A 22536-nucleotide genomic window follows, 5' to 3' on the forward strand; every position below is an offset into this window, starting at 1 on the left:
ACTTTCGACACAGGAGGAACCGTCATGAAGCGCGTTTTGCTGGGAATCGGGGCCGCGGCGGGGATGCTCGCACTGACGGCGTGCGGTTCGGCCGGTTCCGCGCCCGCGCCGGTCGCACCGCAGGTGCCTTCGTCTTCGCCGGCGCCCGCGGTTCCGAGCTCGGCCACCACCGCGAAGGCGGCCGACACGGGCGCGACACCGCGCTGCACCACGGCCGACCTGTCGCTCTCGCTCGGCACACCGAAGGAGAGCCAAGACGCGAAGGGCCAGTTCGACGTGCCGCTGACGTTCAAGAACACTTCGGCCCGCACCTGCGGCCTCTACGGCGTCCCCGGGGTCGACCTGATCGGCCCGGACGACCCGAACGGCACCGCCTACCACCTGCCGCGTGAGGACAACGGCGTCAAGTACAACGAGGTCCCCGCGGGCACCGCGGCGACCGCGACGATCACCGTGCTGACGCCGTCGGAGGGGTCGGCGTCCTGGACGCCGCGGAAGCTCGTGACCATCCCGCCGGGCCAGACCCAGCCGCTGACCGCCGGGTGGCCGGCGGACCTGCCGGTGCTGCGCCAGGACTCCGCGACGCACCCGGGCAGCTACGTCAACGGAATCCTCGCCGGTTGACGCTTCTGTTCTTTCGACGTCTCACCCGGTCCGGGGTTGCTTTCGGGTGATCGACCCCATCGCGGCGCATCCTCGGTGATCACTTGGGCATCTTCCTCATGAGTCCGAAAGTTGTTGACGGAACGAGGGAGAGCACCATGAAGCGCACTGTTACCGCGATCGCCGTCGGTGGCCTGGTGGCCGGGGGCCTGTTCCTGGCGGCCGGCGCCGCGAACGCGATGCCCAGCGACACCCCGTGCGGGGCGTCCGACGTGCACGTGACCGTCGCGCCGGACCCGTCGAACGCCGCCGGGCACGAGGCCTACGTCCTCACCTACACCGCGGCCTCGCCGACCACGAACTGCAAGCTCCAGGGCGCGCCGACGGCGCTGACCTTCATCGCCGACGGGCAGCGGCTGCCGATCGCCACCACCGTCGACGCGGCCGAGGCCCTTCCGGTGAACCTGCGTGACGGCCACCCGGCCGTGTCCCGGATCGTCCAGCGCTCGGCCGAGGCGCCGTCGCCGGTCACGCCGACGACCGTCACGTTCGACCTGCCGACCGGCCCGTACGGCCAGCCGGTGAGCGTCGACTGGCCCGCCGGCGCGCCGGTCAAGGGTGCCTCCGTGCAGGTCACGCCGGTCAGCAGCTGAATCCGACTTTCGGCACAGGGAGGAATGTCATGAAGCGCATCTTGACGGGGATCGGGGCCGCGGCGGGGATGGCCGCGTTGACGGCTTGTGGCGCGGCGGGGGCCGCGACGCAGACGTCGTCCGGGGCGGCGGGCACGGCCGGGGGAGCCGGGGCCGCGGCACCGGCGGCGGCCGCGTCCACCGCGACGCCGCGCTGCACCACCGCGGACCTGGCCGTCTCGCTGGGCAAGCCCGCCGGGAAGACCGGCGCGCCGGGCCAGTTCGACGTGCCGCTGACCTACCGCAACACCTCGGACCACACGTGCGGCCTGTACGGCGTCCCGGGCGTCGACCTGGTCGGCCCGGACGACGCGACGTTCGGCCCGGTGTACCACCTGCCGCGCGAGAACAACGGCGTGAAGTACAACGAGGTCCCGGCGGGCACCACGGCGTCGGCGACGATCACGGTCCTGACGCCGTCCGAAGGCGGTGCGTCCTGGACGCCGACGTCGCTCAAGACGATCCCGCCGGGCCAGACCCAGGCGCTGACGGCGGACTGGCCGGCCGACCTCCCGGTCCTGCGCCAGGACGCGGCGACCCACCCCGGCACCTACGTGAACGGCATCCTCGCCGACCCGGCCTGACGCTGGGCCGTACGGCCCATCCGTCACTCGATAGGGTGATGCACGGGAGCGCGCGTCATTCCTGACGCGAGGTGCCCTCTCTTAGATCGCGGCGGTAACCGGCCGGCACGCCCCCCGACTGGCCGGTTACCGCTGCGGTGTTTCCTACTCACGGTGGACCGCACCTTCGCCAGGCCCGCGGCGGCTCGATTCCGGGCATGAACGCAGTCGCGCTGGGGCTCCACCCCGAGCGTGACCGCGGCCGCGGCTGTTGCCGGCGTTCCGGCGGACCGTCCGGATGCCCTAGCCCTGGTTCAGCACCCGGAACGTCAGGTGGGTCGCGTTCGGCGTCTGCGTCACCGCGGTGCGCTCCAGCCGGACGTGCTCGCCGACCGGGCCGTCGAACAGCCGCACGCCGGCGCCGAAGAGCAGCGGGACCACGTGCAGGCGCAGCTCGTCGACGAGCCCGGCCGCCAGGAACTGCCGCATGGTCGTGCCGCCGCCCATGACCAGCACGTTCTCCTCGCCCGCCGCGGCTTTCGCCTGCCGCAGGGCGGATTCCGGGCCGTCGGTGACGAACGTGAACGTCGTCGGGCCCTTCACGACCGGTTCCGACGGCCGGTGCGTGACGACGAAACACGGCTTCTTGAAGGTGCCGTCATCGCCCCAGGGGTCGACGCCGACGTCGAACATCGACCGGCCCAGCACGAACGCGCCGGTGCCGTCGAACAGCTTCGCACCGATGGCACTGTCTTGGTCGGTGCCGCCGAACAGCCACTCGTGCAGCAGGTCGCCGTCCTTGCCGAGCCGGTGCTCGGTGCTGGTGTCCGGACCGGCCACGACGCCGTCCGCCGACATGCTGATCTCCGCGATGACCCGTCCCATGGCCGGACACGATGCCACGGCGGGATCACCAGCCGTCGCCCCACTCGGCGTCGCGGGCAGCGGAAGGGAATGCGTTCCGCTGTCAGGCCAGCTCATCGGCCGCCTGGGCTGCGAGTGCGGCTTCGGCGCGCTTGAACCAATCGGCGCCGACCAGGTAGGCGACAGGTTTGCTGTACCGGTGCACCTCAATCACTTGGTGCTGCCAGCGCGCCATGTCGACTATGTCAGCGAGAGAGTCGCGGGCCTGTTGCTCCTGATCAAGGCCAGCGAGCACCAGCCACGGCGGGATCAGTTCGTCGACCAGCCGTCGCCCCACTCGGCGTCGCGGGCGGCGCGGTAGCGCGGGCCCTGCTTCTTCGAGACGGCGACGCCGCCCTTCAGGCCGTCGGTGGCCGTGCAGAGGTCGAGCGCGACCCAGCCCTTGTGCTTCTTCGGGTGCCGGACGATCCGCGCGTCCGGCCGCTGCGGCGGGAACCGCCCGGCGACGACGTAGGCGAACTTCTCGTCCTCGAACCCGAGCGTGGCCGCCTTCATCCGGCGGTGCAGGGGCGAGCGCGGGAGCCGCGCGGCGAAGTGGCACCAGTCCGCGCTGGCCACGATCGGGCACTCGCCGTCGTGCGGGCAGGGTGCGACGACGTGCAGGCCGAGGTTGACCAGCTGGGCGCGCGCGGCCCGGATCCGCTCGAAGCCGGCGGGGGTGCCCGGCTCGATCAGCGCGACGGCCCCGGCCTTCGCGGCGAGCCACCGCACGACGTCCTCGCGGCTCGCGACGGGCAGTTCACCGAGCACGTACGACAGCGTCACCAGGTCGGCTTCGGGCGCAGGAGCCGCCGGGTCGACGAGCCCGCGGCGCCACTCGGCGTCCCGGACGACGGGCCGCCGGGCACCGGCCGCGAGCCGCTTCCCGAGCCCGATCGCCCCGGCGACCTGCTCGACGACGGTGCACCGGGTGAGCGACGGCCAGACGTCGGCGGCGGCCCAGACCGCGGCGCCGGTGCCCCCGCCGACGTCGACCTGCGTACGCGGCTCGAAGCCCGGAGCGCGCGAAGCGGCTTCGGCGAGCACAGCGTGTACGGCGGCGTAGGTCGCGGGCATGCGGTAGCCCGCGTACGCCGCGACGTCGACGTCGGAGGTGAGGATCGGCGAATCGGCCGAGTCACCCTGGCGGTAACGCGTGCTGAGCCGGTCGACGGACTGCGTGAGCCGGTGCAGGGGGTGCCTGGCCAGCTCGTCGTCGAGCGCGGAGGAGAGGTCGTCGGGGAGTACCGCCACGACCGGTGATTCTCCCCTGTCCGGTTTGCCGACCCGGAGCCGCCCTGAGCTGCTAGTTTTCCGGCGCGAAAGTATTTTGGCGGATGCTGTCGATCCGGGGCGGGGCCGTTCGACGCGCAGGCAACAGCGAACAGAGGGAGTACGCGATGCGGTTCATGGTGATCGTCAAGACGACCGGCGCTACCGAGGGCAAGGCGCCCAGCGCCGAGCTGCTGGCCGAGATGGCCCAGTTCAACGAGGAGATGGTCAAGGCGGGCATCCTGCTGGCCGGCGAGGGCCTCACACCGAGCTCGCAGGGCGCCCGGGTCGTCTTCGACGGCAAGGAGGCCCCGCAGGTCGTCGACGGCCCGTTCACCGAGTCGAAGGAGCTCGTCGGCGGGTTCTGGATCCTCCAGTGCCGCGACCGCGACGAGGTCATCGAGTGGATCAAGCGGATGCCGAACCCCCACGGCGAGCAGGGCGAGGTCGAGATCCGGCGCGTCTCGGAGGCGTCCGACTTCGAGAACATGACCCCCGAGGTCGCCGAGATCGAGGCGCAGCTGCGGGCGAAGACCGGCGGGGAGGCGTGAGCCGTGCGGTTCCTGGTGATGGTCAAGGGTGACGACCCGGGGGCGGCCGCCGGGCCGAGCGCCGTCCTCCTCGAGGAGATGGCGAAGTTCAACGAGCGGCTCCTGGCCGAGGACCGGATCGTGCTGGTCGAGGGACTCACCAGCAGCGCCGACGGCGTGCGGGTCGTGTTCGACGGTGACGCGGAACCGAAGCTCATCGACGGGCCCTTCGCGGAGTCGAAGGAGCTGGTCGCCGGGTTCTGGGTGCTCAACGGCGAATCGCTCGAGGACGTCGTCGAGCTGATGAAGCAGGCACCGAACCCGGAGGAACAGGGCGGCGTGCTCGAGATCCGCCGGATCGCCGAGTAGTGGGTTGCACCGCGCCTGAACACCCTGTCTGATGGCCGGGTGACGGTAGCGGACACCCGGAGCACGGTAGAAGCGGTTTGGCGGATCGAGTCGCCGCGGCTCATCGCGGGCCTGGCCCGGATGGCCCGCGGCGACGTGGGGCTCGCGGAGGAGCTGGCGCAGGACGCGCTCGTCGCGGCTCTGGAGCAGTGGCCGGAGTCCGGGGTGCCGCGCAACCCCGGCGCGTGGCTGATGACCATCGCGAAGCGCCGGGCCGTCGACCAGTTCCGCCGCAACGAGCGGTACGCGGAGAAGCTCGAAGAGGTCGGCCGCGACCAGCAGCTCGGCGAGGGCGTGCTGCCGGACTTCGACGCGGCCCTCGACGACCACATCGAAGACGACCTGCTGCGGCTGCTGTTCGTCGCGTGCCACCCGGTGCTGAACACCCAGGCGCGCGTGGCGCTGACGCTGCGGATGCTCGGCGGCCTGACGACCGACGAGATCGCGCGCGCCTTCCTCGTCCGCGAATCGACGATCGCGCAGCGGATCGTCCGGGCGAAGAAGGCCTTGGCGGCGGCGAAGGTCCCGTTCGAGGTGCCGGAAGGCGACGAGCGGATCGCCCGGCTGTCGTCCGTGCTCGAGGTCATCTACCTCGCGTTCAACGAGGGCTACTCGGCCACCCGCGGCGACGACTGGATGCGCCCGGCCCTGTGCGAAGAGGCGATGCGGCTCGGCCGCGTGCTGGCCGGCCTGATGCCGGGCGAGTCCGAGATCCACGGCCTGGTCGCGCTGATGGAGCTGCAGGCGTCCCGCTCGAAGGCCCGCATCGGCCCGAACGGCGAACCGGTGCTGCTGCTGGACCAGGACCGCGCCCGCTGGGACCGGCTGCTGATCCAGCACGGTCTCGCGGCGCTGACGCTGTCCGAGCAGATCGCGGAGGGCGCGTACGGCCCGTACTCGGCCCAAGCGGCGATCGCGGCCTGCCACGCCCGGGCCCGCACGGCTGACGAGACGGACTGGACGAGGATCGCGGCGCTCTACGAAGGACTGGGCAAGCTGCAGCCGTCCCCGGTGATCGAGCTGAACCGCGGGGTCGCGGTGGCCATGGCGTACGGCCCGGAGGCGGGTTTGGCGATCGTCGACGCGGTCGCCGACGAGGCGGCGCTGAAGGACTACCACCTGCTGCCGAGCGTCCGAGGCGACCTGCTGCAGAAGCTGGGCCGGCTGGAGGAGGCGGAGCAGGAGTTCCGCCGGGCGGCGGAGATGACGGAGAACGCCCGGGAACGCGCATTGCTGTTGGACCGCGCGACGGCGGTGGGCCGCTAGCCCGCCCTGGTCGCGGGCTACTGCTCGTCGTCTTCCCAGCTGAGCATGCGTTCGGCGGAGTCGATCAGCTCCTCATAGGTAATCACTTCGATACGACTAAGAGCGGCGTTGTACGTTCGGAGTGCCGCCGAAAGGTCGGTCGGAGCGCAGGGCCGATCGAGGAACTTCGGGTGGCCGATGAGAACGGTCGCAGAAGCCCGGCGGCATTCGATTCCGTGATCCGCGAGGATCCCCGCGCGGTTCTCGTCGAGCGTCCGCAGATAGTTGGCCGCCTGGGTCACCGCTCGGTGGACATCCGGTCCCACAGTCCAGTGTGAACGAGGCAACTCGACGAGATGGGGAACGACTGCCTTTTTGAGCTCCACGACGTGCAATGCCCCGTCGCCCCGGAGGAGGGGTATGTCGAGCTCATCGACCGTTGTGAGACGCCGTCGTGCGATCTCCTGCGCGTAGCGCCCGCCGAAGATCCAAGTCTGCCGCTTTAGCTCCTGGTGGATATCCCGTTCGGTGCTGAGCGGATCTTCGACCACTTCGCGAAGGCGCTTCAGACCGAGCTTCCTGCGTTGCCATTGGACGGCCTGTGCGATCAGTTCGACGCCTGGCATTTCGGCGATATCCTGTGCGATGTCCGGAGGCACCGGAAGTGTTCCCGAAGATGGATCTTTGAGGACCAGTTGGACGCGCTCCAGAACCCGGAGGTGGTCGAGCCTCTGCCAGGACAGCTTGACGCCGCCAAGCCGCTCTTCCCCGGCCTCCCAGCGCTCCATGGTCTCGGCCAACGTCCGGAGCCAGTCGGTAACTTCTCGAGCGCTTGCTGTCGGACGGTCTTTGCCGAATTCTTCGAGCACTTCCACACAGCGCCGAAACCCGACTCCCAAGATCGCCTGAAGGAACCTGTCGTCGACCGCCTTGGCCCCTGGGGTGTACCTGGATTCCAGGAGCGTCAAGGGGGTATGGCCCGAGGCGTACTCGGCGAAGTCGGTGAGTCGCTCATTGAGCGTCGTTTGGCCGAGGTGCGCCGCAGCTTCGGCCGCGTCTCGCAGGTAAGTGACCAGCGGCTTTCCGCGCGGATAACGATGGCCGCCGGTGTCCGGCCCGGAATTGGTGAACTCGAGGGCCGCATCGATGTGCCGTTGCACCTCTGCCGAGGTCGTCAGTTGGCGAGTCTCTTCGAGCAACCGAACGAGGGTGAAGCCTGACCGATATCCCACCAAGGAAGTGTGCCACGCGCGCCGTGCGCTAGCGTGGCCGGCATGAGCGCAGCAGAACGGAGCGATATTCGCGGCCTTCTTTCCGAGATAAGCGGCTATCACATCGGTGATTCCGACTACGCCGCGTACTTCGTGAACCTGTACGGGGAACGTATGATCTTCGTGCGAGAGCGAGGAAAGGGCTCTGCGGTTCTCTTGCACGCTGATCTGGATTGGGAACCGAAGCCAGTGGATGGCCCACCGACCAGCGCGGCGGCCGGGCGGGAACTCACACCCGGGGCGCGACAGTTCCTGGGTGATGTGCCGGCCGTTGGTGACGTCATCCTCGAGCCGGCTGAAGCGCTGTGGCTCAAGGCGTGCCTGATGGCGAGTGAACAATGGTGATCTCAGATCCGACAACGCCCCGGCCTAGCGGCCCCGCCACGAAAGCGGCGACAACGTCAAAGCCGCCTCAGCGACCTTCCGCGCCGTCTCCGTCGTGAGCCCCTTCCGCGCCGACTCGATCCACTCGTCGACCCGCTGCACCCCCACATCCCGGTACTCCAGCGCCTGCAGCAGCATCTCCAGCTTGTCCGCATCCTTGGCGCACAACGCTTCCGCCGACGAACGGGTCTCGTACTCGTCCACCGCCGAGCGGACCAGCGAGCGGGACGCGGGCGGCAACCCCGCCGTCTGGTCCGCGGTGATCTCCCGCGGTGCCGGTTTCCGCAGGTACGGCGCAGCCGAGTGCGGCAGGTCGCCCGTCCGGGTCTCCTGCGTGTCGTGCCACAGCGCCAGGAACGCCGCCCGCTCCGGGGACGCTCCTTCCTCCGCCGCCAGCAACGCGGCCAGCTGGGCCGTCCGCAGGCTGTGCTCGCCGACCGACTCCGGGTCGCGGACGCCCGCCTGCCACCACCCCGACCGCCGGATGCGTTTCAGCACCCCGAGTTCGTAACCGAAGGCGGCCAAGGCGTCAGCACTCATCCGCCCAGCCTAGGGCGACGGGATCATCGCCGTCAGGATCGTCGCCTGCAAGAGGGATATCACGCCCACCACCGCGGTCAGCGCGAACGACCACAGGAACGTCTGCCGCAGCAGGGAGCCTTCCTTGCCCGTCTGCCCGATCGCCGTCGCGCCGATCGAGAGGTTCTGCGGGGAGATCATCTTGCCCATCACGCCGCCGGAGGTGTTCGTCGCGCCGGCCAGGATCGGGTCGATGTGCAGCTGCTGGGCCGAAATCACCTGCATCGGGCCGAACAGGCTGTTCGTCGACGCGTCCGAGCCGGTCAGGAACACCCCCAGCCAGCCGATGTACGCCGAGAACAGCGGGAACACCGCGCCGGTCGTGGCCAGGGCGAGGCCGAGGGTCTGCGTCGCGCCCGAGTAGTTCATGACGAACGCGATCGCCAGGATCATGAAGATCGTCGCGAGCGCCCAGCGCATCTGGTGCAGCGTCTTCCGGTACGTCGACAGCAGCAGTCCGGGCCGCCCGCCCATCGCGAACCCGGCGATCACCGCCGCGACCAGCGCGACCGTGCCGGGTGAGAACAGGAAGTCCACGGTGAACGTCGCCGCGTAGGGCGCGTTCTTCGCGGTGATCGGCGGGTGCTGGATCACGTGGTTGTGCAGCCCCGGCCAGGCGAAGATCCAGTCGGCCTTGTGCAGCAGCTTCGTCAGGTCCAGCCACACCGGCAGGTTCTTGAAGATCGTGCCGATCCGGGACAGGAAGATCGCCGCGATCAGGATGATGTACGGCATCCACGCGTGTAGCGCACCCCGCGAAGCCTTGGCCGCGCCGAGGTTCGCACCCTCGCGCACGGCCTCTTCGCCGTCGAAGCGCCACACCGAAGCGGGCTGCCAGAAGCGGGTCAGGATCCACAGCGCGGCCATCGCGGTCAGCGCGGCGAGGACGTCGACCAGGCTGGCGCTGATGTAGTTCGACGCCACGAACTGCATGGCCGCGAACGCGAGCCCCGCGGTCAGCACCGCCGGCCACACCTCGACCATGCGCCTGAAGCCGGCCAGCACGACGACCAGGAACGCCGGGATGATCAGCGCCAGCACCGGAACCTGGCGCCCGACCATCGCCGAGAACAGGTCGGTCGCCTGGTCCGGCTTGAGATTCATGATCGGCGCGGTCAGCCGGCCCAGCACGATCAGCGGGTTGCCGAGGCCGCCGAACGCCACCGGCGCGGTGTTCGCCAGCAGGGCCAGCACGACGGCCTTCACCGGCGGGAAGCCGAGTGCGGCCATCATCGCCGCGGTGATCGCGATCGGCGAGCCGCCGCCCGCGACGCCTTCCAGGAGTGCGCCGAAGCCGAACGCGATCAGCAGCGCCTGCAGCCGCCGGTCCTCGCTGAACCCGGCGAGCACCCGCTTGATCGCGTCGAACCGGCCGGTCGCGACCGTGACGTTGTGGAAGTACACCGCGTGGAACGCGATCCAGGCCACCGACCAGACGCCGAACACCACACCCATCGCCGCCGAGTCGAACGCCAGCCCGGCCGGCATCCCGTACAGCAGCAGGGCGACGCCCAGCGCGGTGATCAGCGCGAGCGCCGCCGAGAGGTGCGCCGACAGGCGGATCACCCCGAGCGCCACCAGCAGCACGATGATCGGGAGCGCCGCGAGCAGCGCGGACACCCACAGCCCGCCCGCCGGCTGGTAGTCCTGGATCCAGGTCACGTCAGCTCCTTTGCCCTCGCACGTAACCGAGCCTCAGTGACAGGGCGGCGGCGGTCCCGGCCACGGTGGCGCCCAGCTCGTCGAGCCGGCGCAGCACCCGCGGTGCCGGCCCGGCGATGCTGATGGCGGCGATCGGCCGTCCCGAGTGGTCGCGGACGGCGGCGGCGACACAGCCGACGTCCGGCTCGTTCTCGACCTCGTCGACGGCCCAGCCGCGACGGCTGGTCTTCGCGAGCTCGTCGAGCAGCCGGTACGGGTCGATGATCGTCTTGAGCGTCAGGGAGTCCAGTTTCATCCGGCGGACGCGCTCGGCGCGGTCGGGTTCCGGCAGCGCGGCGAGCCAGGCCTTGCCCAGCGACGTCGCGTGCTGCGGGCGCCGCGTGCCGAGGCGGCAGGCGAGGGTGACGGCGCTGGCGCTGCGTTCGGTGGCGACGTAGACCATGGTGTCGTTGTCGGGCACGGCGAGGTAGGTCGTCTCGCCGGAGCGTTCCGCGAGCGACGCGAGGTACCGCGGCGCGCACCGGTGCAGGTCGGTGGCGGCCATCGCGCGGGCGCCGAGCTCGACCAGCCGCGTCCCGAGCCGGACCCGGCCGGTGACCTGGTCGGCTTCGAGGTATTCGAGGTTCTTCAGGGTCCCGACGATGCGGTAGGCGGCACTGCGGGAAAGCCCCAGTTGCCGTGCGATCGCGTTGGTGGAAATCTCCTGGTGCCGCCCGACGTGCTCCAGCACCGCGAGCCCGCGCTCGAGAGTTCCGCTCTGTTCCAGCCCGCGCTCCGGTCCCACGTTGTCCTCCGTTGGACGTTCCGTTCCCGCTCAGCGGCACGTATTTCCGCTGGGCGGGTTTGGACGGTAACACCTCCGATGTATGCACGGAAGATCTTGGAATAACTCGCAATACAGCGGATTGTTAGGTCGGCTAATTGGTACAACCTCCGATGGTTAGGTTTCCTACCTCAGGCGGTTGTGGTCGGGGTCACGTCACGCTAGGCAGTGGTTCGCATTCATATCCGTGAACATTCGGCCGAACGAGTGGACAATTCGAAGTGACCATTGGTCACGCACTCAGGAAACTCACAGCGCCTTCCGGGCACCGTCTGGCCCATGAGCGTCCGAAGCCCGTTGCGCACCCGCGCGTCCGTGGCCGCCGGGCGGCTGACCGCGTGGCTGTCCCGCAGCTCGGGGCTCGGCCGCGGCGGCATGATCGGCGGCCGCGTCACCCTGGCGCTCGACCCGCGGGCCCTGCGGCAGCTCGGCCGCGAACGCACCGTCGTGCTCGTCACCGGCACCAACGGCAAGACGACGACGTCGCTCATGCTCACCCGCGCGCTCGAAGCGCTGGCCGAAGTCGCCTCCAACAGCGACGGCGCGAACATGCCCGACGGCGTCCTCGCCGCGCTCACCGCCCGCCCGGACGCGCCGTACGCCGTACTCGAGGTCGACGAGACCTACGTTCCCCAGGTCGCGGACCAGGTCCGGCCCGCGGTGCTGGTGCTGCTCAACCTCAGCCGCGACCAGCTCGACCGGGTCGGCGAGGTCCGCGCGATGGAGCGCGACCTGCGCGCCGCGATCGCCGGGCTGCCGGGCACGCTTGTCGTCGCCAACTGCGACGACGTCCTCGTGACGTCGGCCGCGAGCGCCGCCGCGAAGCCGGTCTGGGTGAGCACCGGCCGCCGCTGGACCGGCGACGCGACGGCGTGCCCGCGCTGCGAAGGCCTGATCACCGAGCGGGACCGGCACTGGAGCTGCGCCTGCGGCCTGGCCCGGCCGGAGCCCAGCTGGATCCTCGAAGGTGACCTCGTCCGCACGCCCGGTGGCCGTCAGATCGATCTCGACCTGCGGCTGCCCGGGGACGCGAACCGCGGGAACGCCGCCCTCGCGCTGGCCGCGGCGCACCGGCTCGGCGTGCCGCCGCACGCCGCCGCGGCCCGGCTGCGGACGATCGCCGACATCGGCGGCCGCTACCGCACCGTCCGCCGGTCGCGCCATTCCGTGCGGCTGATGCTGGCGAAGAACCCCGCCGGCTGGGTGGAAACGCTGCGGGTGCTGGACGAGGACACCCCGGTGGTCGTCGCGGTGAACGCCCAGGAGGCCGACGGCCGCGACCTGTCCTGGCTCTGGGACGTCCACTTCGAACGGCTGCGCGGCCGCCAGGTCGTCGTCACCGGCGAGCGCTGTGCCGATCTCGCCGTCCGGCTGTGTTACGCCGAGGTCGCGCACTGGGCCGAGCCGGACCCGGTCGCCGCGATCGACACGCTGCCGCCCGGCGCCGTCGAGCTGGTCGCCAACTACACCGCGTTCCGCGACCTGGTCGGCAGGCTGCCCGGTGGCTGACTCGACGGTCCACATCGGACTTCTGTTGCCCGAGGTCCTAGGCACCTACGGCGATTCCGGCAACGCGCAGGTGCTGTGCAAACGGCTGCAGTGGCGCGGGTTCGACGCCGAGGTCGTGCCGGTCGGGCTCGGCGAGCCGGTGCCGTCCACTTTGGACCTGTACCTGCTGGGCGGCGGTGAGGACGGCGCGCAGGTGCTGGCCGCCGCCCACCTGCGGAAGTACCCCGGCCTGCGCGGCGCGGTCGCGCGCGGCGCCGTGGTGTTCGGCGTCTGCGCCGGCCTGCAGGTGCTCGGTACCCGCTTCCGCGGGCTCGACGGCGTCGACCACGACGGCCTCGGCCTGCTCGACATCACCACCGAACCCGGCGAGCGGCGGTCGGTCGCCGAGCTGGTCGCGACGTCGTCACCGCTGCTGGAGAACACCCCGCTGACCGGCTTCGAGAACCACCTCGGCATCAGCAAGCTGGGTGCCGACAGCGTGCCGCTCGGCCAGGTCGTGCGCGGCACCGGCAACGGCGACGGCACCGAGGGCGCGGTGACCGACCGGGTGATCGGCACGTACCTGCACGGCCCGGCGCTCGCCCGCAACCCGGCGCTGGCGGACCTGCTGCTGGCCTGGACGGCCGGGCACCCGCTACCGGCGTTGCCGGTGCCCGAGGTCGACCGCCTGCGCGTGGAGCGGCTCACCGCCACGCGCCGCCGCCGGTCGTCGTGACGGCGTCGCGTCGTGGTTACGCTGCGTTGGTGAAAGTGGGCAGGGTGATCGCCGCGACCGGGGTCCGGATGCGCACCACCGCGGTGGCGGTGTTCGCGCTCGCGCTGGCCATCGCGGCCGCGCTCGCCATCGTCGTCGTGCTGCTCGAAGAGTCGCTCGACCGCAGCGTCACCGAGAGTGCCCGCAGCACCGGGCGTCAGGTCGCGATCCAGCTCGTCCGCGAAGGCGCGCGGGACCTGAGCGCGAGCGACGTCGCGAGCACGGGTGACACCGAAGCCGTGACGCAGGTGCTCAACGCCCAGGGCCGGCCGATCGCGAGCGACCCGGCGATCGTCGGGCACCCGCCGCTGACGTCCGCGCGGCCGTCCGTCGGGCACGAGAGCATCGAGACCCTCCCGCTCGGCCTCAACGGCGACGGTGACGACTACCGCGTCGTCTCCCAGCAGGTGAACGGGCCGGGCGGGCCGTACACGGTGATCTCCGCGCGCTCGCTGGAGCCGGTGACCGAGGCGTCGACGCGGCTGACGCTGCTGCTCGGGCTGATCGCCGTGCCGCTGCTGGCCATCTCCGGTCTCGCCGTCTACCGCGCGGTCGGCTCCGCGCTGCGGCCGGTCGAGCGGATGCGCCGGACCGTCGCCGAGATCTCGACGCGCGACCTCGCCGCCCGCGTCCCGCTGCCGCCGGGCGGGGACGAGGTGCACCGCCTGGCCGTGACGCTCAACGAAATGCTCGGCAGGCTCGCGTCCGCGCAGGCGGCGCAACGCCGGTTCGTCGCGGACGCCAGCCACGAGCTGCGGTCGCCGCTCTCGACGATCAGCACCGCGCTCGACGTCTCCGGGCGGCACCCGGAGAGCACCGAGGAGCTGGTGCCGGTGATCGCCCGCGAGACCGCGCGGCTGCGGGAGCTGGTCGACGACCTGCTCATGCTGGCCCGCACCGACGACGCCACCGACCGGCCGTCGCGCACCGAGGTCGACCTGGACGACATCGTCCGCGCGGAAGCCGAACGCGTGCGCGGCGAGTGCGCGCTGGAGGTCGAGGTCCGGGCGGGGCCGGCGAAGGTCTACGGCAGCGAGGCCCAGCTGCGCCGCGCCGTGCGCAACCTCGTCGACAACGCGCGCGGCCACGCGCGGGACCGGATCCGCGTCGCCAGCTCGGTGCACGGTGACCTCGCGGTCGTCGAGGTGAGTGACGACGGGCCCGGGGTCGAGGAGGCCGACCGGGACCGGATCTTCGAACGGTTCGTCCGGCTGGACGCGTCCCGTCAGCGTGGGCACGGCGGCACCGGCCTGGGCCTGCCGATCGTGGCGGGCATCGCGGCCCGCCACGGCGGCCGGGCGCACTACGCCGCGTCCGAGGAACCGGGTGCGCGGTTCGTCATCGAGCTGCCCGTCATCGCCGTCCCGGCGGAAGAGGAGGACTGACGTGCGCCTGCTGATCGTCGAGGACGAGCGCGAGTTCGCGGAGACGCTCCGGCGCGGGCTGGTGGCCGAGGGCTTCACCGTCGACGTCGCGCACACCGGCCGGGACGGCCTGTGGTCGGCGACCGAGCACGAGTACGACGTCGTCGTGCTCGACATCATGCTGCCCGAGCTGTCCGGGTACGAGGTCCTCAAACGCCTGCGGGCGGCGGAGAACTGGACGCCGGTGCTGATGCTGACGGCGAAGGACGGCGAGTACGACGAGGCCGACGCGTTCGACCTCGGCGCCGACGACTACCTGTCGAAGCCGTTCTCGTTCGTCGTGCTCATCGCCCGGCTGCGTGCCCTGCTCCGGCGAGGCGCCCCGGCCCGCCCGGCCGTGCTGGAGGCGGGCGACCTGCGGCTGGACCCGTCGGCCCGGACCGTCCACAGGGGACAGCAGCGGATCGAGCTGACCGCGCGCGAGTTCGGGCTCCTGGAGTTCCTGCTGCGCCGGGTGGGCACGGCGCTGACGAAGAACGAGATCCTCGGCCACGTCTGGGACGCGCACTACGACGGCGACGAGAACGTCGTGGAGGTCTACGTCGGCTACCTCCGCCGCAAGATCGACGTCCCGTTCGGCACCCACACCATCGAGACGGTCCGTGGGGTCGGCTACCGGCTGGTGGACGTTACCCGATCGTAACCGGAACGGGGATTTCGGCGCGTTGGTGCCGCTGGTCGTCCGCCGCTGCGCCATTCGACGTCGCGGAACGACGCAGATCGCCCAGCCGTTCCGGCGAACCGGTGAAAAATACGGTCGTCGAACGGGTCGAACGGGTGTTGCGCCCGTTGCTACGGTGATGATCCACCCGCGACGAGGAAAGCGATGACCGAATCGCCACAACCGATTCACGCTCCGCCCGAGAATTCCTCCGAACGCCCCGAGAAATCCGTTTCCCGGCTCCGCCCGGCCGACGCCATTCGCGAAGCGAAGGCGTTGTTCGAGGTGGTGACCGGGCTGGTCCCGTACGCCGTCACCGGGGTCCGTCCCCGCCCCGACGGCGGCTGGTCCGTGCTCGTCGACGTCGTCGAGCTCGCCCGGATCCCCGACTCCACCAGCGTGATGGCCACCTACCGGGTGGACGTCGACGCGGCGGGCGAGCTCTGCGCGTGCGAGCGGCTGCGACGGTTCACCCGGGGCGCCACCGATTCCTGAAGGACAGGTGACAGAGTGGCCGCTTCGACCGATTCGCTGGCCGACATCCTGGAACGCGTACTCGACAAGGGTGTGGTGATCGCGGGTGACATCGGCGTCAGCGTCGTCGACGTCGAATTGCTGACCCTGCGGATCCGCCTGTTCATCGCCTCCGCGCAGACCGCACGGGAAATGGGGATGGACTGGTGGACGAACGATCCGTTCTTCGCGCCGAAAGCCGCGCGCAACGAACTGGAAGAAACCGGCTTGGCGGCCCGCGTCGCCGAATTGGAGGCCCGGCTGCCGGGCGGAAGGGACGCCCTGCGGTGAGCACCCGCACCTGGCTCTGCGCGTACGCGATCACCCGGAACCGCGACGGCCTGGACCTCGGCGAGGCACCCCGGCTCGTCGGTTACCGGGACCTCGGCGTGGTCGTCGCCGACGTGGCCCCGGCCCGTTTCGACCGGCTGGACACCCTCGACCCGGTGGACGGCGCGCTCGCCGACCTCGCCCGCGAACACGACGCCGTCGTGCGCGCGGTGTTCCGCCACGAACCCGTGCTGCCGCTGCGGTTCGGCACGGTCCTCGACGGTGAGGCGGCCGCGCGGCGGCTGCTGGAAATCGGCTACGACCAGGCTCGCGACTGCCTCGACGAGGTCGAGGGCCACCGGGAGTGGGGCGTGCGCGTGCGGCACGTCGAGCCCGCCGCGTCCACCCGCCCGGACGCCGCCGGCCTGTCCGGCACGCAGTACCTCGTCCGCCGCCGGGAACGGCTGAAGGCGATCCAGCGGACCCGCGAAGACGTCGTCAAAGTCGCCGCACGGCTCGAAGACGCACTGCGCCGGCACGCCGCCGACCACCTCGGGCGGGGGCGGGCGCACGGCGTGCTGGTCAACACCGCCTACCTCGTCGCGAAGGGCCGGGAAGCGGCGTTCCACGCCGAGCTCGAGTGGTTCGCCCGCGAGCTGCGGGAGGCCGGGGCGGCGGTCGAGACGACCGGGCCGTGGCCGCCGTACTCCTTCACCGACGTCGAACTCGGGGTGCGCGCCGATGGCTGACGCCGCCGAAGCCGTCGTCGACCTGCTCGACCGGGTGGTGCACCGCGGCGCCGTGGTGCACGGCAACGTTGTCATCTCGCTCGCCGGCATCGACCTCGTCCGGCTCGACCTGCGGTTGCTGCTGCTCGGGCTCGAATCCGGGTTCGATGTCGGGTTCGGGGAGGCGCCCGGATGACCGAGCCGGTCCGGTTCGCTGCCGACGCGGGCCGCGGGCTCGGCCACCTGGTGATCACCGTGCTCGACATCCTCAAGGAAGTCCTGGAACGCCAGGCGTTGCGCCGTCTCGACGCCGGGACCCTCACCCCGGCTCAGGTCGAGGACCTCGGCCAGGCGCTGATCGCGCTGGAGCTGCGGTTCGCCGAGATCCGCGCGGCTTTGGACGAACCCTCCCCGACCAAGGAAGGACCCACGTGACCGCACCGGGACACGCCACCGGCGGCCTCGCCGACACGCTGAACATCCTGCTGGACAAGGGACTCGTCATCGACGCCTCGGTGCGGGTGTCGGTGATCGGCATCGAGCTGCTCGCCATCGAGGCCCGGATCGTGATCGCCAGCGTCGACACCTACATCCGTTACCTGGAGGCGATGCAACGACTGAACGGGACGGGCGGCCACATCTCGCAGGGGCTGGCGCACACCACGGGCCTGATCCCGCCACCGCAGCCGGTGGCGATGCCGGTCGAGCAGGTCGTCCCGGTCGAGCAGCCGTGACGCTGCAGCTCTACGGCGTCGTGCGGGCCGGGCACCCGAGGGCGCCGCGGCTGGTGTGCTGGGAGGACCTGGCCATGGTCGTCGGCGAGGCGCCGGCCGAACCGGACCCGGCCGCGCACCTGGCCGTGGTGTCCTCGCTGGTCGAGGGCGGGCCGGTGCTGCCGGTGCGGTTCGGCACGGTGGCCGACGACGAGGAGGCCGTCCGCGCGGAGGTGCTCGCGCCGTCCGCCGACGAGTTCCGCGCCGACCTCACGCGGCTCGACGGACTGGCCGAGGTGCACGTCTGCCTGCGGTTCGACGAGCCCGGCTCACCCTGGCGGGCGGCACGCTCGGACGTCCTGCTGGCCGAGGTCGCCGCGCGGGCCCGCGACTCGGTGTGGCTACCGGCCGGGGAGCGGGCCGACGAGCGGTGGGCGTTCCTGGTCGGGATGGGCGACCTACTGATCGTCCGGGACGCCGTCGCCGGGCTCGGGCCCGGCGGGGGCGTCCAAGCGGACTGCGTGGGACCGTTGCCCGCGTACAGCTTCCTGGATCGGCGCTGTTCGCGATGGGGCTGGTGAGCGACGGCGGAACAGCTGCTGAACACTCCTTTCGCCGCTGGTCACCAAGGCCCTTCGTCGGTGATCCTGACGCGGTGGCCATGAGCGGGACCCTCACCGCGAGCGCCTCCTCGGTGGAGGCCGGTGAGCAGATCACCTTGACCTACTCGACGTCTTCGGCGAACCCGAAGAACCGGGTCGGTCTCTATCCGGATCCGGTGGACCGGAACGACCTCGGCCCGGCGGCGCTCTGGGCGTACACGCCGGAGGCGAGCGGCACGGCCGTCTTCGACACCGGTGGCCTCGGCGCCGGGAACTTCGTCGCGTTCTTCCTCTCGGACGACGGTCACGCGTGGCTCGCCGAGCCGGTGCGGTTCACGGTCCGGCGGACCGCGCCGCCCGAGTACCGCAGCGCGTTCGGGCGCGGAGGCTCCGGACCGGGGCAGTTCGCCGGCCCGGCCGGGATCACCGTCGACCAGCGCGGGCAGCTGTGGGTGGCCGACACCGGCAACGACCGCGTCCAGGCGTTCACCCGGGACGGCAAGCTCGTGCGTGTGCTGGCCGGGCGGCTGAAGGCCCCGGAGGCCGTCGCGGTCGACGCGGCGGGCAACGTCTACGTCGCCGACACCGGCAACCACCGCGTCGCGCAGTACTCGTGGTGGGGCGGGTTCGTCCGGGAGTTCGGTACCGGCGAGCTCGACAACCCGCGCGGCATCGCCCTCGACTCGGCCGGCCGCCTGCTCGTCGCCGACACCGGGCACCAGCGCGTCGCCCGGTTCGACACCCGCACCGGCGCGGCGCTGACCGACATCACCGAGAAGGTCAGCTCGCCGCAGGGCATCACCGGTGACGGCGCGGGCGGCGCGTGGATCGTCCACAACGGACACGATGTCGCCGTCGTGCGGTACAACGCCGACGGCAAGGCCATCGGGTCCCTCGGGTTCGGGCCGAGCAGCCCGGCGGACGTCGCCGTGACCGCGTCCGGCGACGCCTACGTGACCGTGCCGGACCACGGCCGGGTCACGCGGTTCGGCGCCACCGGCTCGTGCCGCGTGGAGTTCGGCTCGGACGCGCTCGGCGCCCCGCTCGGGGTGGCCGTCGACGCGGCCGGCGGGATCTGGATCGCGGACGCCGGCCACCACCGGGTGGTCGGTTTCGGCGCCGCTGCCTAGTTCTTCGAGATCGCGGCCGTCGCGCGGACCACCGCGGTGCAGCGGTTCTGGACGAACTCCAGCCCGCCTTCCTCGGCGATGCGGCGTGCTTCGGCGGACGTGATGCCCTGCTGCAGCCACAGCGCCTTGGCGCCGATCTCGACGGCTTCGCGGGCGATGCCCGGTGCCTCGGGCGACGGGCGGAAGACGTCGACCACGTCGACCGGCTCCGGGATGTCCTTGAGCGACCGGTAGACCTTCTCGCCGAGCAGCTCGGTGGCGCTCGGGTGGACCGGGATGATCCGGAAGCCGTGCGCCTGCAGCACCGCCGGGACGCCGTGCGCGGCCTTGGCCGGGTCACGGCTCAGGCCCACGACCGCGATCGTCTTCGCGTTCGCCAGGATCTCTTCAGCGTTCATACCGGTTGAACGCGCTACCAGCGTCAAAGCTTCCAAAGCCGCAGGCCGCGGACGCGGTAGACGGGCCAGAGCACGTGCCACGGCTTCCGGTGGGCGAACGTCGTGGCGCAGGTCAGGATGTTGCGGGCGGACGTCGTCGACACCTCGTGCCGGTCCGGCCAGGTCTCACCCTTGGCGCCGACGGCGATGCGGAACACCGTGAGCAGGCCACGGCCCTGGAGGTCGTACTTGGCGCCGGTGTCACCGGAGTCCGGGGCCAGCTCGAGGATCTCGGCACCGAAGGCGCGCGCGATCCCGGACGCTTCGACGGGCACCGCGCCGACACTGCGCGTGATCGCGTTGCCGTGCAGGCGCCGTGCGTACCGGGCGAGCAGCAGCCGTTCCCACAGCGGCAGGACCCGGCGGTGCGCCAGCAGCGCGGCGCACTCCTCGTGCCCGATGGTGAAGATGCTCGCGAGGTCGTCGTAGCTGCCGTTCGGCTCGGGCTCGTTCAGGTGCAGCCGCACCTCGAACCGGGTGCGCGCGGTGAGCTCGTCGAGGTGCTCACGGCGATCGAGCCGGGCCTTCGCGCGGGAAAGCGACCAATCGGCCATCGGACCTCCAGACGTCGCGGTCAGGTTAGATCGCCCGCGACGTCCGGACCACGCTTTCAGCCGATCTTCTCGCCGTACATCTCGCCCAGCGGGTCGGAGATCAGCTCGACGCGGGCACCGTCCGGGTCGGACAGGTAGATGGACGTCTTGCTCTCGAGCAGGTACTGCACGCCGGCCTCGTCGAGCTTGTCCTTGATGACGCTCCACCGTTCGGGCGTCACGGACAGCGCCAGGTGGTGCAGTCCACCGAGGACTTCCGCGTACGGGCCGAGGTCCAGGCCGGGCAGGTCGAAGAACGCGACGGCGTTGCCGTTGCCGACGTCGAAGAAGAAGTGGCTGGAGCCGGGGTAGTCGCGGTTCTCGATCAGCTCGGTGAGCGGGAAGCCGAGGATGTCCTGGTAGAAGCCGATCGTCCGCTCGACGTCGCTGGAGATCAGCGCGGTGTGGTGGATGCCGCGGCCGTTCGTTTCGGGCCGTTCGGAGGCCGGGTGCAGGTGGCGCTCGCGCAGCTCGTCACGGATCTCGGCGAGCTTGGTGACCTCGGCCTGGGTCGGTGCCATGTCCCTCACGTCCCTTCCTGGTGGTGCCTGCGACGCTACGCTCGATTTATCTCGCGCGCAAGAGGTTGTCTGGCGAGAGTTCCGCTGGGTGGAACAGACGGGCTTGTGCCCGCCGGGGTGCGCGGGCAGAGTCCCCGGTGTGGACGCCAGCAGAGTGCAGGAGGCCGCCGCCGTTCTGGCCGGGGCCTACTCGACGCGCGAGCCGATCGAGCCGCTGATCAAGACCTTCCCGGAGGCGACCGTCGAGGACGCCTACCGGATCCAGCAGGAGCAGGTGCGGCACTGGACCGCCGCCGGTGACGCCGTCCGCGGGCACAAGGTCGGCCTGGCGTCGGCGGCGATGCAGCGGCAGATGGGCGTCGACCAGCCCGACTACGGCCACCTGACCGGCAGCATGTTCCACCTCGAGCACCAGCCGATCCCGACGTCGGCGTTCCTGCAGCCGCGGATCGAGCCGGAGATCGCGTTCGTGCTCGGGTCGGCGTTGCGTGGCCCCGGCGTCACGGTCGCGGACGCGGTGCGGGCGGTGGACTTCGTGCTGCCGTCGCTGGAAATCGTCGATTCGCGGATCCAGGACTGGAAGATCACGCTGTTCGACACGATCGCGGACAACGCGTCGTCGGGCGGGGTGGTGCTGGGCAGCAGCCCGACGGCGCTGGGTTCGGTGGACCTGCGGCTGGCCGGCTGTGTGCTGTACCAAAACGGGTCGGTCGCGGCGACCGGCGCGGGCGGTGCGGTGCTCGGGTCGCCGTTGAACTCGCTGGTGTGGCTGGCGAACACGGTGGGGCCGCTGGGGGTCACGCTGGAACCCGGGCACGTCGTGCTGCCGGGCTCGATGACCCGCGCGATCCCGGTGTCGCCGGGGGACACGGTCGTCGCCACCATCGCCGGCATCGGCAGCGTCACCGCGGTGTTCGCCCCTTCGGAGGGGTCATGAACGTGCGCGAGGCGGCGGCATCCCTGCTGGCCACGGAATCCGAGCGCGCGCCGCTCTCGGAGGACTGGCCGGACCTCGACGTCGACACGGCGTACGCGATCCAGGACGAGGCCCTGCGCCAGCGCCGGGCCCGCGGCGAGACGCTGATCGGCGTGAAGCTGGGCCTGACGTCCCGCGCGAAGCAGCAGCGGATGGGCATCGACTCGCCCCTGCTGGCCTGGCTGACCGACGCGATGGTGCTGCCCGCCGGGGTCCCAGTCCCGTCTTTGATCCACCCGCGCGCGGAACCGGAGCTGGTCTTCGTGCTGGGCCGTCGCCTTTCCGGCCCCGGCGTCACCGCCGCCACGGCCCTGGCCGCCGTCGACCGCGTGTACGGCGGGATGGAGATCATCGACAGCCGCTTCACGGACTACCGCTTCACCCTCCCGGACGCGGTGGCGGACAACGGCTCGTCGTCCCTCTTCACCCTGGGCCCGGTCGGCCTCTCACCTGCTGCCCTGGATCTTTCCCTGGAAGCGGCCCTCCTGGAGGTCGACGGCCAGATCGTCGACACAGCCACGGGCGCCGCGGTCCAAGGCCACCCGGCAGAGGCCCTGGCCCTGGCGGCGAACACCCTGGCCACCCGCGGCCTGGCCCTGGAGCCAGGCTGGCTGGTCCTGACGGGCGGCATGACCGACGCGGTCCCGCTCCGCCCCGGCTCCCGAGTAGCAGCCCACTTCTCCCACCTGGGCTCGGTAACCCTCTCCGCTTGACGCCGTGTCGACCCCCCAATCACACGTGATGCCCCGCCAATCACGCGTGATGCCTCC

The 22536-nt window shown here is 71.2% G+C and carries 31 protein-coding genes; 21 read left to right on the forward strand and 10 right to left on the reverse strand.

The window, feature by feature from the left end; all coding sequences use genetic code 11:
- Positions 1-24 precede the first annotated feature (24 nt).
- The 3 genes from ACIOD2_RS40255 to ACIOD2_RS40265 all read left to right on the forward strand — a co-directional run bounded on the left by ACIOD2_RS40255 (position 25) and on the right by ACIOD2_RS40265 (position 1879).
- The gene (locus ACIOD2_RS40255) at positions 25-624 is read left to right on the forward strand and encodes a DUF4232 domain-containing protein (protein WP_400550331.1); all 600 of its coding nucleotides are present in this window, start codon (positions 25-27) and stop codon (positions 622-624) included.
- Between the two features lie 137 nt (positions 625-761).
- Positions 762-1256, forward strand: coding sequence for a DUF4232 domain-containing protein (locus tag ACIOD2_RS40260; RefSeq protein ID WP_400550333.1), 495 nt, complete (start codon positions 762-764; stop codon positions 1254-1256).
- A gap of 29 nt (positions 1257-1285) precedes the next feature.
- Entirely contained in the window at positions 1286-1879 is a 594-nt protein-coding gene (locus tag ACIOD2_RS40265) for a DUF4232 domain-containing protein (RefSeq protein WP_400550335.1), read from the forward strand.
- 282 nt (positions 1880-2161) lie between these two features.
- Here ACIOD2_RS40265 and ACIOD2_RS40270 read toward each other — a convergent pair whose 3' ends face one another.
- The 3 genes from ACIOD2_RS40270 to ACIOD2_RS40280 form a co-directional block, all read right to left on the reverse strand.
- The gene (locus ACIOD2_RS40270; RefSeq protein WP_400550337.1) at positions 2162-2743 is read right to left on the reverse strand and encodes a dihydrofolate reductase family protein; all 582 of its coding nucleotides are present in this window, start codon (positions 2741-2743) and stop codon (positions 2162-2164) included.
- 82 nt (positions 2744-2825) lie between these two features.
- On the reverse strand, positions 2826-3059 hold the full coding sequence (locus tag ACIOD2_RS40275; protein WP_400550339.1) for a hypothetical protein: 234 nt from the start codon (positions 3057-3059) through the stop codon (positions 2826-2828).
- Positions 3032-4015, reverse strand: a complete 984-nt coding sequence (locus ACIOD2_RS40280; protein WP_400550341.1) for a small ribosomal subunit Rsm22 family protein — start codon at positions 4013-4015, stop codon at positions 3032-3034. Before ACIOD2_RS40280 ends, ACIOD2_RS40275 begins: the two co-directional genes overlap by 28 nt.
- A gap of 146 nt (positions 4016-4161) precedes the next feature.
- Between ACIOD2_RS40280 and ACIOD2_RS40285 the strand changes: the two genes are divergently transcribed.
- Genes ACIOD2_RS40285 through ACIOD2_RS40295 form a run of 3 tightly spaced genes read left to right on the forward strand, consistent with a single transcriptional unit; the run spans position 4162 to position 6237 of the window.
- Positions 4162-4584, forward strand: coding sequence for a YciI family protein (locus tag ACIOD2_RS40285; RefSeq protein WP_400550343.1), 423 nt, complete (start codon positions 4162-4164; stop codon positions 4582-4584).
- 3 nt (positions 4585-4587) lie between these two features.
- Positions 4588-4932 carry a YciI family protein gene (locus ACIOD2_RS40290; protein ID WP_400550345.1) on the forward strand — a complete coding sequence of 115 codons (345 nt, stop codon included), beginning with the start codon at positions 4588-4590 and terminating at the stop codon, positions 4930-4932.
- A 39-nt stretch (positions 4933-4971) separates the two neighbouring features.
- Complete coding sequence (locus ACIOD2_RS40295; RefSeq protein WP_400550347.1) at positions 4972-6237, forward strand: RNA polymerase sigma factor; 1266 nt, start codon at positions 4972-4974, stop codon at positions 6235-6237.
- 17 nt (positions 6238-6254) lie between these two features.
- Here ACIOD2_RS40295 and ACIOD2_RS40300 read toward each other — a convergent pair whose 3' ends face one another.
- Positions 6255-7415, reverse strand: coding sequence for a Shedu immune nuclease family protein (locus ACIOD2_RS40300; protein ID WP_400550349.1), 1161 nt, complete (start codon positions 7413-7415; stop codon positions 6255-6257).
- Between the two features lie 75 nt (positions 7416-7490).
- Here ACIOD2_RS40300 and ACIOD2_RS40305 point away from each other — a divergent pair, with 75 nt between their 5' ends.
- Positions 7491-7832, forward strand: coding sequence for a hypothetical protein (locus tag ACIOD2_RS40305; RefSeq protein ID WP_400550351.1), 342 nt, complete (start codon positions 7491-7493; stop codon positions 7830-7832).
- Between the two features lie 24 nt (positions 7833-7856).
- Here ACIOD2_RS40305 and ACIOD2_RS40310 read toward each other — a convergent pair whose 3' ends face one another.
- From ACIOD2_RS40310 to ACIOD2_RS40320, 3 genes are read right to left on the reverse strand one after another with little or no spacing between them, the layout of a single operon-like run.
- Positions 7857-8411 carry an HD family hydrolase gene (locus ACIOD2_RS40310; protein WP_400550353.1) on the reverse strand — a complete coding sequence of 185 codons (555 nt, stop codon included), beginning with the start codon at positions 8409-8411 and terminating at the stop codon, positions 7857-7859.
- A 9-nt stretch (positions 8412-8420) separates the two neighbouring features.
- Positions 8421-10112, reverse strand: a complete 1692-nt coding sequence (locus ACIOD2_RS40315; RefSeq protein ID WP_400550355.1) for an L-lactate permease — start codon at positions 10110-10112, stop codon at positions 8421-8423.
- Between the two features lies 1 nt (position 10113).
- Positions 10114-10896, reverse strand: coding sequence for an IclR family transcriptional regulator (locus ACIOD2_RS40320; protein ID WP_400550357.1), 783 nt, complete (start codon positions 10894-10896; stop codon positions 10114-10116).
- 318 nt (positions 10897-11214) lie between these two features.
- On the opposite strand from ACIOD2_RS40320, the gene ACIOD2_RS40325 reads away from it, so the two are divergent.
- The 12 genes from ACIOD2_RS40325 (at position 11215) to ACIOD2_RS40380 (ending at position 19239) form a co-directional block, all read left to right on the forward strand.
- Entirely contained in the window at positions 11215-12444 is a 1230-nt protein-coding gene (locus ACIOD2_RS40325; RefSeq protein ID WP_400550359.1) for a MurT ligase domain-containing protein, read from the forward strand.
- Positions 12437-13159 (forward strand): type 1 glutamine amidotransferase, encoded by a 723-nt coding sequence (locus tag ACIOD2_RS40330; RefSeq protein WP_400550361.1) that lies wholly within the window; start codon positions 12437-12439, stop codon positions 13157-13159. Before ACIOD2_RS40325 ends, ACIOD2_RS40330 begins: the two co-directional genes overlap by 8 nt.
- A gap of 29 nt (positions 13160-13188) precedes the next feature.
- Positions 13189-14583, forward strand: a complete 1395-nt coding sequence (locus ACIOD2_RS40335) for a sensor histidine kinase (RefSeq protein ID WP_400550363.1) — start codon at positions 13189-13191, stop codon at positions 14581-14583.
- Between the two features lies 1 nt (position 14584).
- The gene (locus ACIOD2_RS40340; protein WP_400550365.1) at positions 14585-15265 is read left to right on the forward strand and encodes a response regulator transcription factor; all 681 of its coding nucleotides are present in this window, start codon (positions 14585-14587) and stop codon (positions 15263-15265) included.
- A gap of 183 nt (positions 15266-15448) precedes the next feature.
- Positions 15449-15778, forward strand: a complete 330-nt coding sequence (gene gvpO, locus ACIOD2_RS40345) for a gas vesicle protein GvpO (protein WP_400550367.1) — start codon at positions 15449-15451, stop codon at positions 15776-15778.
- A gap of 15 nt (positions 15779-15793) precedes the next feature.
- Positions 15794-16087: a gas vesicle protein gene (locus ACIOD2_RS40350; RefSeq protein ID WP_400550369.1), complete on the forward strand. Its 294-nt coding sequence runs from the start codon at positions 15794-15796 to the stop codon at positions 16085-16087.
- On the forward strand, positions 16084-16815 hold the full coding sequence (locus tag ACIOD2_RS40355; RefSeq protein ID WP_400550371.1) for a GvpL/GvpF family gas vesicle protein: 732 nt from the start codon (positions 16084-16086) through the stop codon (positions 16813-16815). The genes ACIOD2_RS40350 and ACIOD2_RS40355 overlap by 4 nt, the downstream gene beginning before the upstream one ends.
- Complete coding sequence (gvpJ, locus tag ACIOD2_RS40360) at positions 16808-16990, forward strand: gas vesicle protein GvpJ (RefSeq protein ID WP_400550373.1); 183 nt, start codon at positions 16808-16810, stop codon at positions 16988-16990. The genes ACIOD2_RS40355 and gvpJ (ACIOD2_RS40360) overlap by 8 nt, the downstream gene beginning before the upstream one ends.
- Positions 16987-17229 (forward strand): gas vesicle protein K, encoded by a 243-nt coding sequence (locus ACIOD2_RS40365; RefSeq protein ID WP_400550375.1) that lies wholly within the window; start codon positions 16987-16989, stop codon positions 17227-17229. Before gvpJ (ACIOD2_RS40360) ends, ACIOD2_RS40365 begins: the two co-directional genes overlap by 4 nt.
- Complete coding sequence (gvpJ, locus tag ACIOD2_RS40370; protein WP_400550377.1) at positions 17226-17528, forward strand: gas vesicle protein GvpJ; 303 nt, start codon at positions 17226-17228, stop codon at positions 17526-17528. The genes ACIOD2_RS40365 and gvpJ (ACIOD2_RS40370) overlap by 4 nt, the downstream gene beginning before the upstream one ends.
- Positions 17525-18088: a GvpL/GvpF family gas vesicle protein gene (locus ACIOD2_RS40375; protein WP_400550379.1), complete on the forward strand. Its 564-nt coding sequence runs from the start codon at positions 17525-17527 to the stop codon at positions 18086-18088. Before gvpJ (ACIOD2_RS40370) ends, ACIOD2_RS40375 begins: the two co-directional genes overlap by 4 nt.
- An 80-nt stretch (positions 18089-18168) precedes the next feature.
- Positions 18169-19239, forward strand: coding sequence for an NHL repeat-containing protein (locus tag ACIOD2_RS40380; RefSeq protein WP_400550381.1), 1071 nt, complete (start codon positions 18169-18171; stop codon positions 19237-19239).
- Here the strand turns inward: ACIOD2_RS40380 and ACIOD2_RS40385 are convergent.
- The 3 genes from ACIOD2_RS40385 to ACIOD2_RS40395 are packed head-to-tail and all read right to left on the reverse strand — an operon-like array spanning position 19236 to position 20790.
- On the reverse strand, positions 19236-19637 hold the full coding sequence (locus tag ACIOD2_RS40385; protein ID WP_400550383.1) for a CoA-binding protein: 402 nt from the start codon (positions 19635-19637) through the stop codon (positions 19236-19238). The two genes, ACIOD2_RS40380 and ACIOD2_RS40385, sit on opposite strands and share 4 nt — an antisense overlap.
- Before the next feature lie 23 nt (positions 19638-19660).
- The gene (locus ACIOD2_RS40390) at positions 19661-20230 is read right to left on the reverse strand and encodes a hypothetical protein (protein ID WP_400550385.1); all 570 of its coding nucleotides are present in this window, start codon (positions 20228-20230) and stop codon (positions 19661-19663) included.
- Positions 20231-20286: 56 nt separating this feature from the next.
- The gene (locus ACIOD2_RS40395) at positions 20287-20790 is read right to left on the reverse strand and encodes a VOC family protein (protein ID WP_400550387.1); all 504 of its coding nucleotides are present in this window, start codon (positions 20788-20790) and stop codon (positions 20287-20289) included.
- A gap of 139 nt (positions 20791-20929) precedes the next feature.
- Between ACIOD2_RS40395 and ACIOD2_RS40400 the strand changes: the two genes are divergently transcribed.
- A complete protein-coding gene (locus ACIOD2_RS40400; RefSeq protein WP_400550389.1) occupies positions 20930-21727 on the forward strand; it encodes a 2-keto-4-pentenoate hydratase in 798 nt (265 codons plus the stop codon).
- Positions 21724-22479, forward strand: coding sequence for a 2-keto-4-pentenoate hydratase (locus ACIOD2_RS40405; protein WP_400550391.1), 756 nt, complete (start codon positions 21724-21726; stop codon positions 22477-22479). Before ACIOD2_RS40400 ends, ACIOD2_RS40405 begins: the two co-directional genes overlap by 4 nt.
- The last annotated feature ends 57 nt before the right edge of the window (positions 22480-22536 follow it).

It is taken from the genome of Amycolatopsis sp. NPDC088138 (assembly GCF_044741685.1).
In the GTDB taxonomy this organism is placed as follows: Bacteria; Actinomycetota; Actinomycetes; order Mycobacteriales; family Pseudonocardiaceae; genus Amycolatopsis.

Bases quoted from the DNA above. Each gene is read 5' to 3' on its own strand.
- ACIOD2_RS40265 (WP_400550335.1), top strand. From the start codon at position 1,286: ATGAAGCGCATCTTGACGGGGATCGGGGCCGCGGCGGGGATGGCCGCG.
- ACIOD2_RS40270 (WP_400550337.1), bottom strand. From the start codon at position 2,743: ATGGGACGGGTCATCGCGGAGATCAGCATGTCGGCGGACGGCGTCGTG.
- ACIOD2_RS40310 (WP_400550353.1), bottom strand. From the start codon at position 8,411: ATGAGTGCTGACGCCTTGGCCGCCTTCGGTTACGAACTCGGGGTGCTG.
- ACIOD2_RS40390 (WP_400550385.1), bottom strand. From the start codon at position 20,230: ATGGCCGATTGGTCGCTTTCCCGCGCGAAGGCCCGGCTCGATCGCCGT.
- ACIOD2_RS40285 (WP_400550343.1), top strand. From the start codon at position 4,162: ATGCGGTTCATGGTGATCGTCAAGACGACCGGCGCTACCGAGGGCAAG.
- ACIOD2_RS40385 (WP_400550383.1), bottom strand. From the start codon at position 19,637: ATGAACGCTGAAGAGATCCTGGCGAACGCGAAGACGATCGCGGTCGTG.
- ACIOD2_RS40325 (WP_400550359.1), top strand. From the start codon at position 11,215: ATGAGCGTCCGAAGCCCGTTGCGCACCCGCGCGTCCGTGGCCGCCGGG.
- ACIOD2_RS40405 (WP_400550391.1), top strand. From the start codon at position 21,724: ATGAACGTGCGCGAGGCGGCGGCATCCCTGCTGGCCACGGAATCCGAG.
- ACIOD2_RS40365 (WP_400550375.1), top strand. From the start codon at position 16,987: ATGACCGAGCCGGTCCGGTTCGCTGCCGACGCGGGCCGCGGGCTCGGC.
- ACIOD2_RS40380 (WP_400550381.1), top strand. From the start codon at position 18,169: ATGAGCGGGACCCTCACCGCGAGCGCCTCCTCGGTGGAGGCCGGTGAG.
- ACIOD2_RS40260 (WP_400550333.1), top strand. From the start codon at position 762: ATGAAGCGCACTGTTACCGCGATCGCCGTCGGTGGCCTGGTGGCCGGG.
- gvpJ (WP_400550373.1), top strand. From the start codon at position 16,808: ATGGCTGACGCCGCCGAAGCCGTCGTCGACCTGCTCGACCGGGTGGTG.
- ACIOD2_RS40305 (WP_400550351.1), top strand. From the start codon at position 7,491: ATGAGCGCAGCAGAACGGAGCGATATTCGCGGCCTTCTTTCCGAGATA.
- ACIOD2_RS40395 (WP_400550387.1), bottom strand. From the start codon at position 20,790: ATGGCACCGACCCAGGCCGAGGTCACCAAGCTCGCCGAGATCCGTGAC.
- ACIOD2_RS40255 (WP_400550331.1), top strand. From the start codon at position 25: ATGAAGCGCGTTTTGCTGGGAATCGGGGCCGCGGCGGGGATGCTCGCA.
- gvpO (WP_400550367.1), top strand. From the start codon at position 15,449: ATGACCGAATCGCCACAACCGATTCACGCTCCGCCCGAGAATTCCTCC.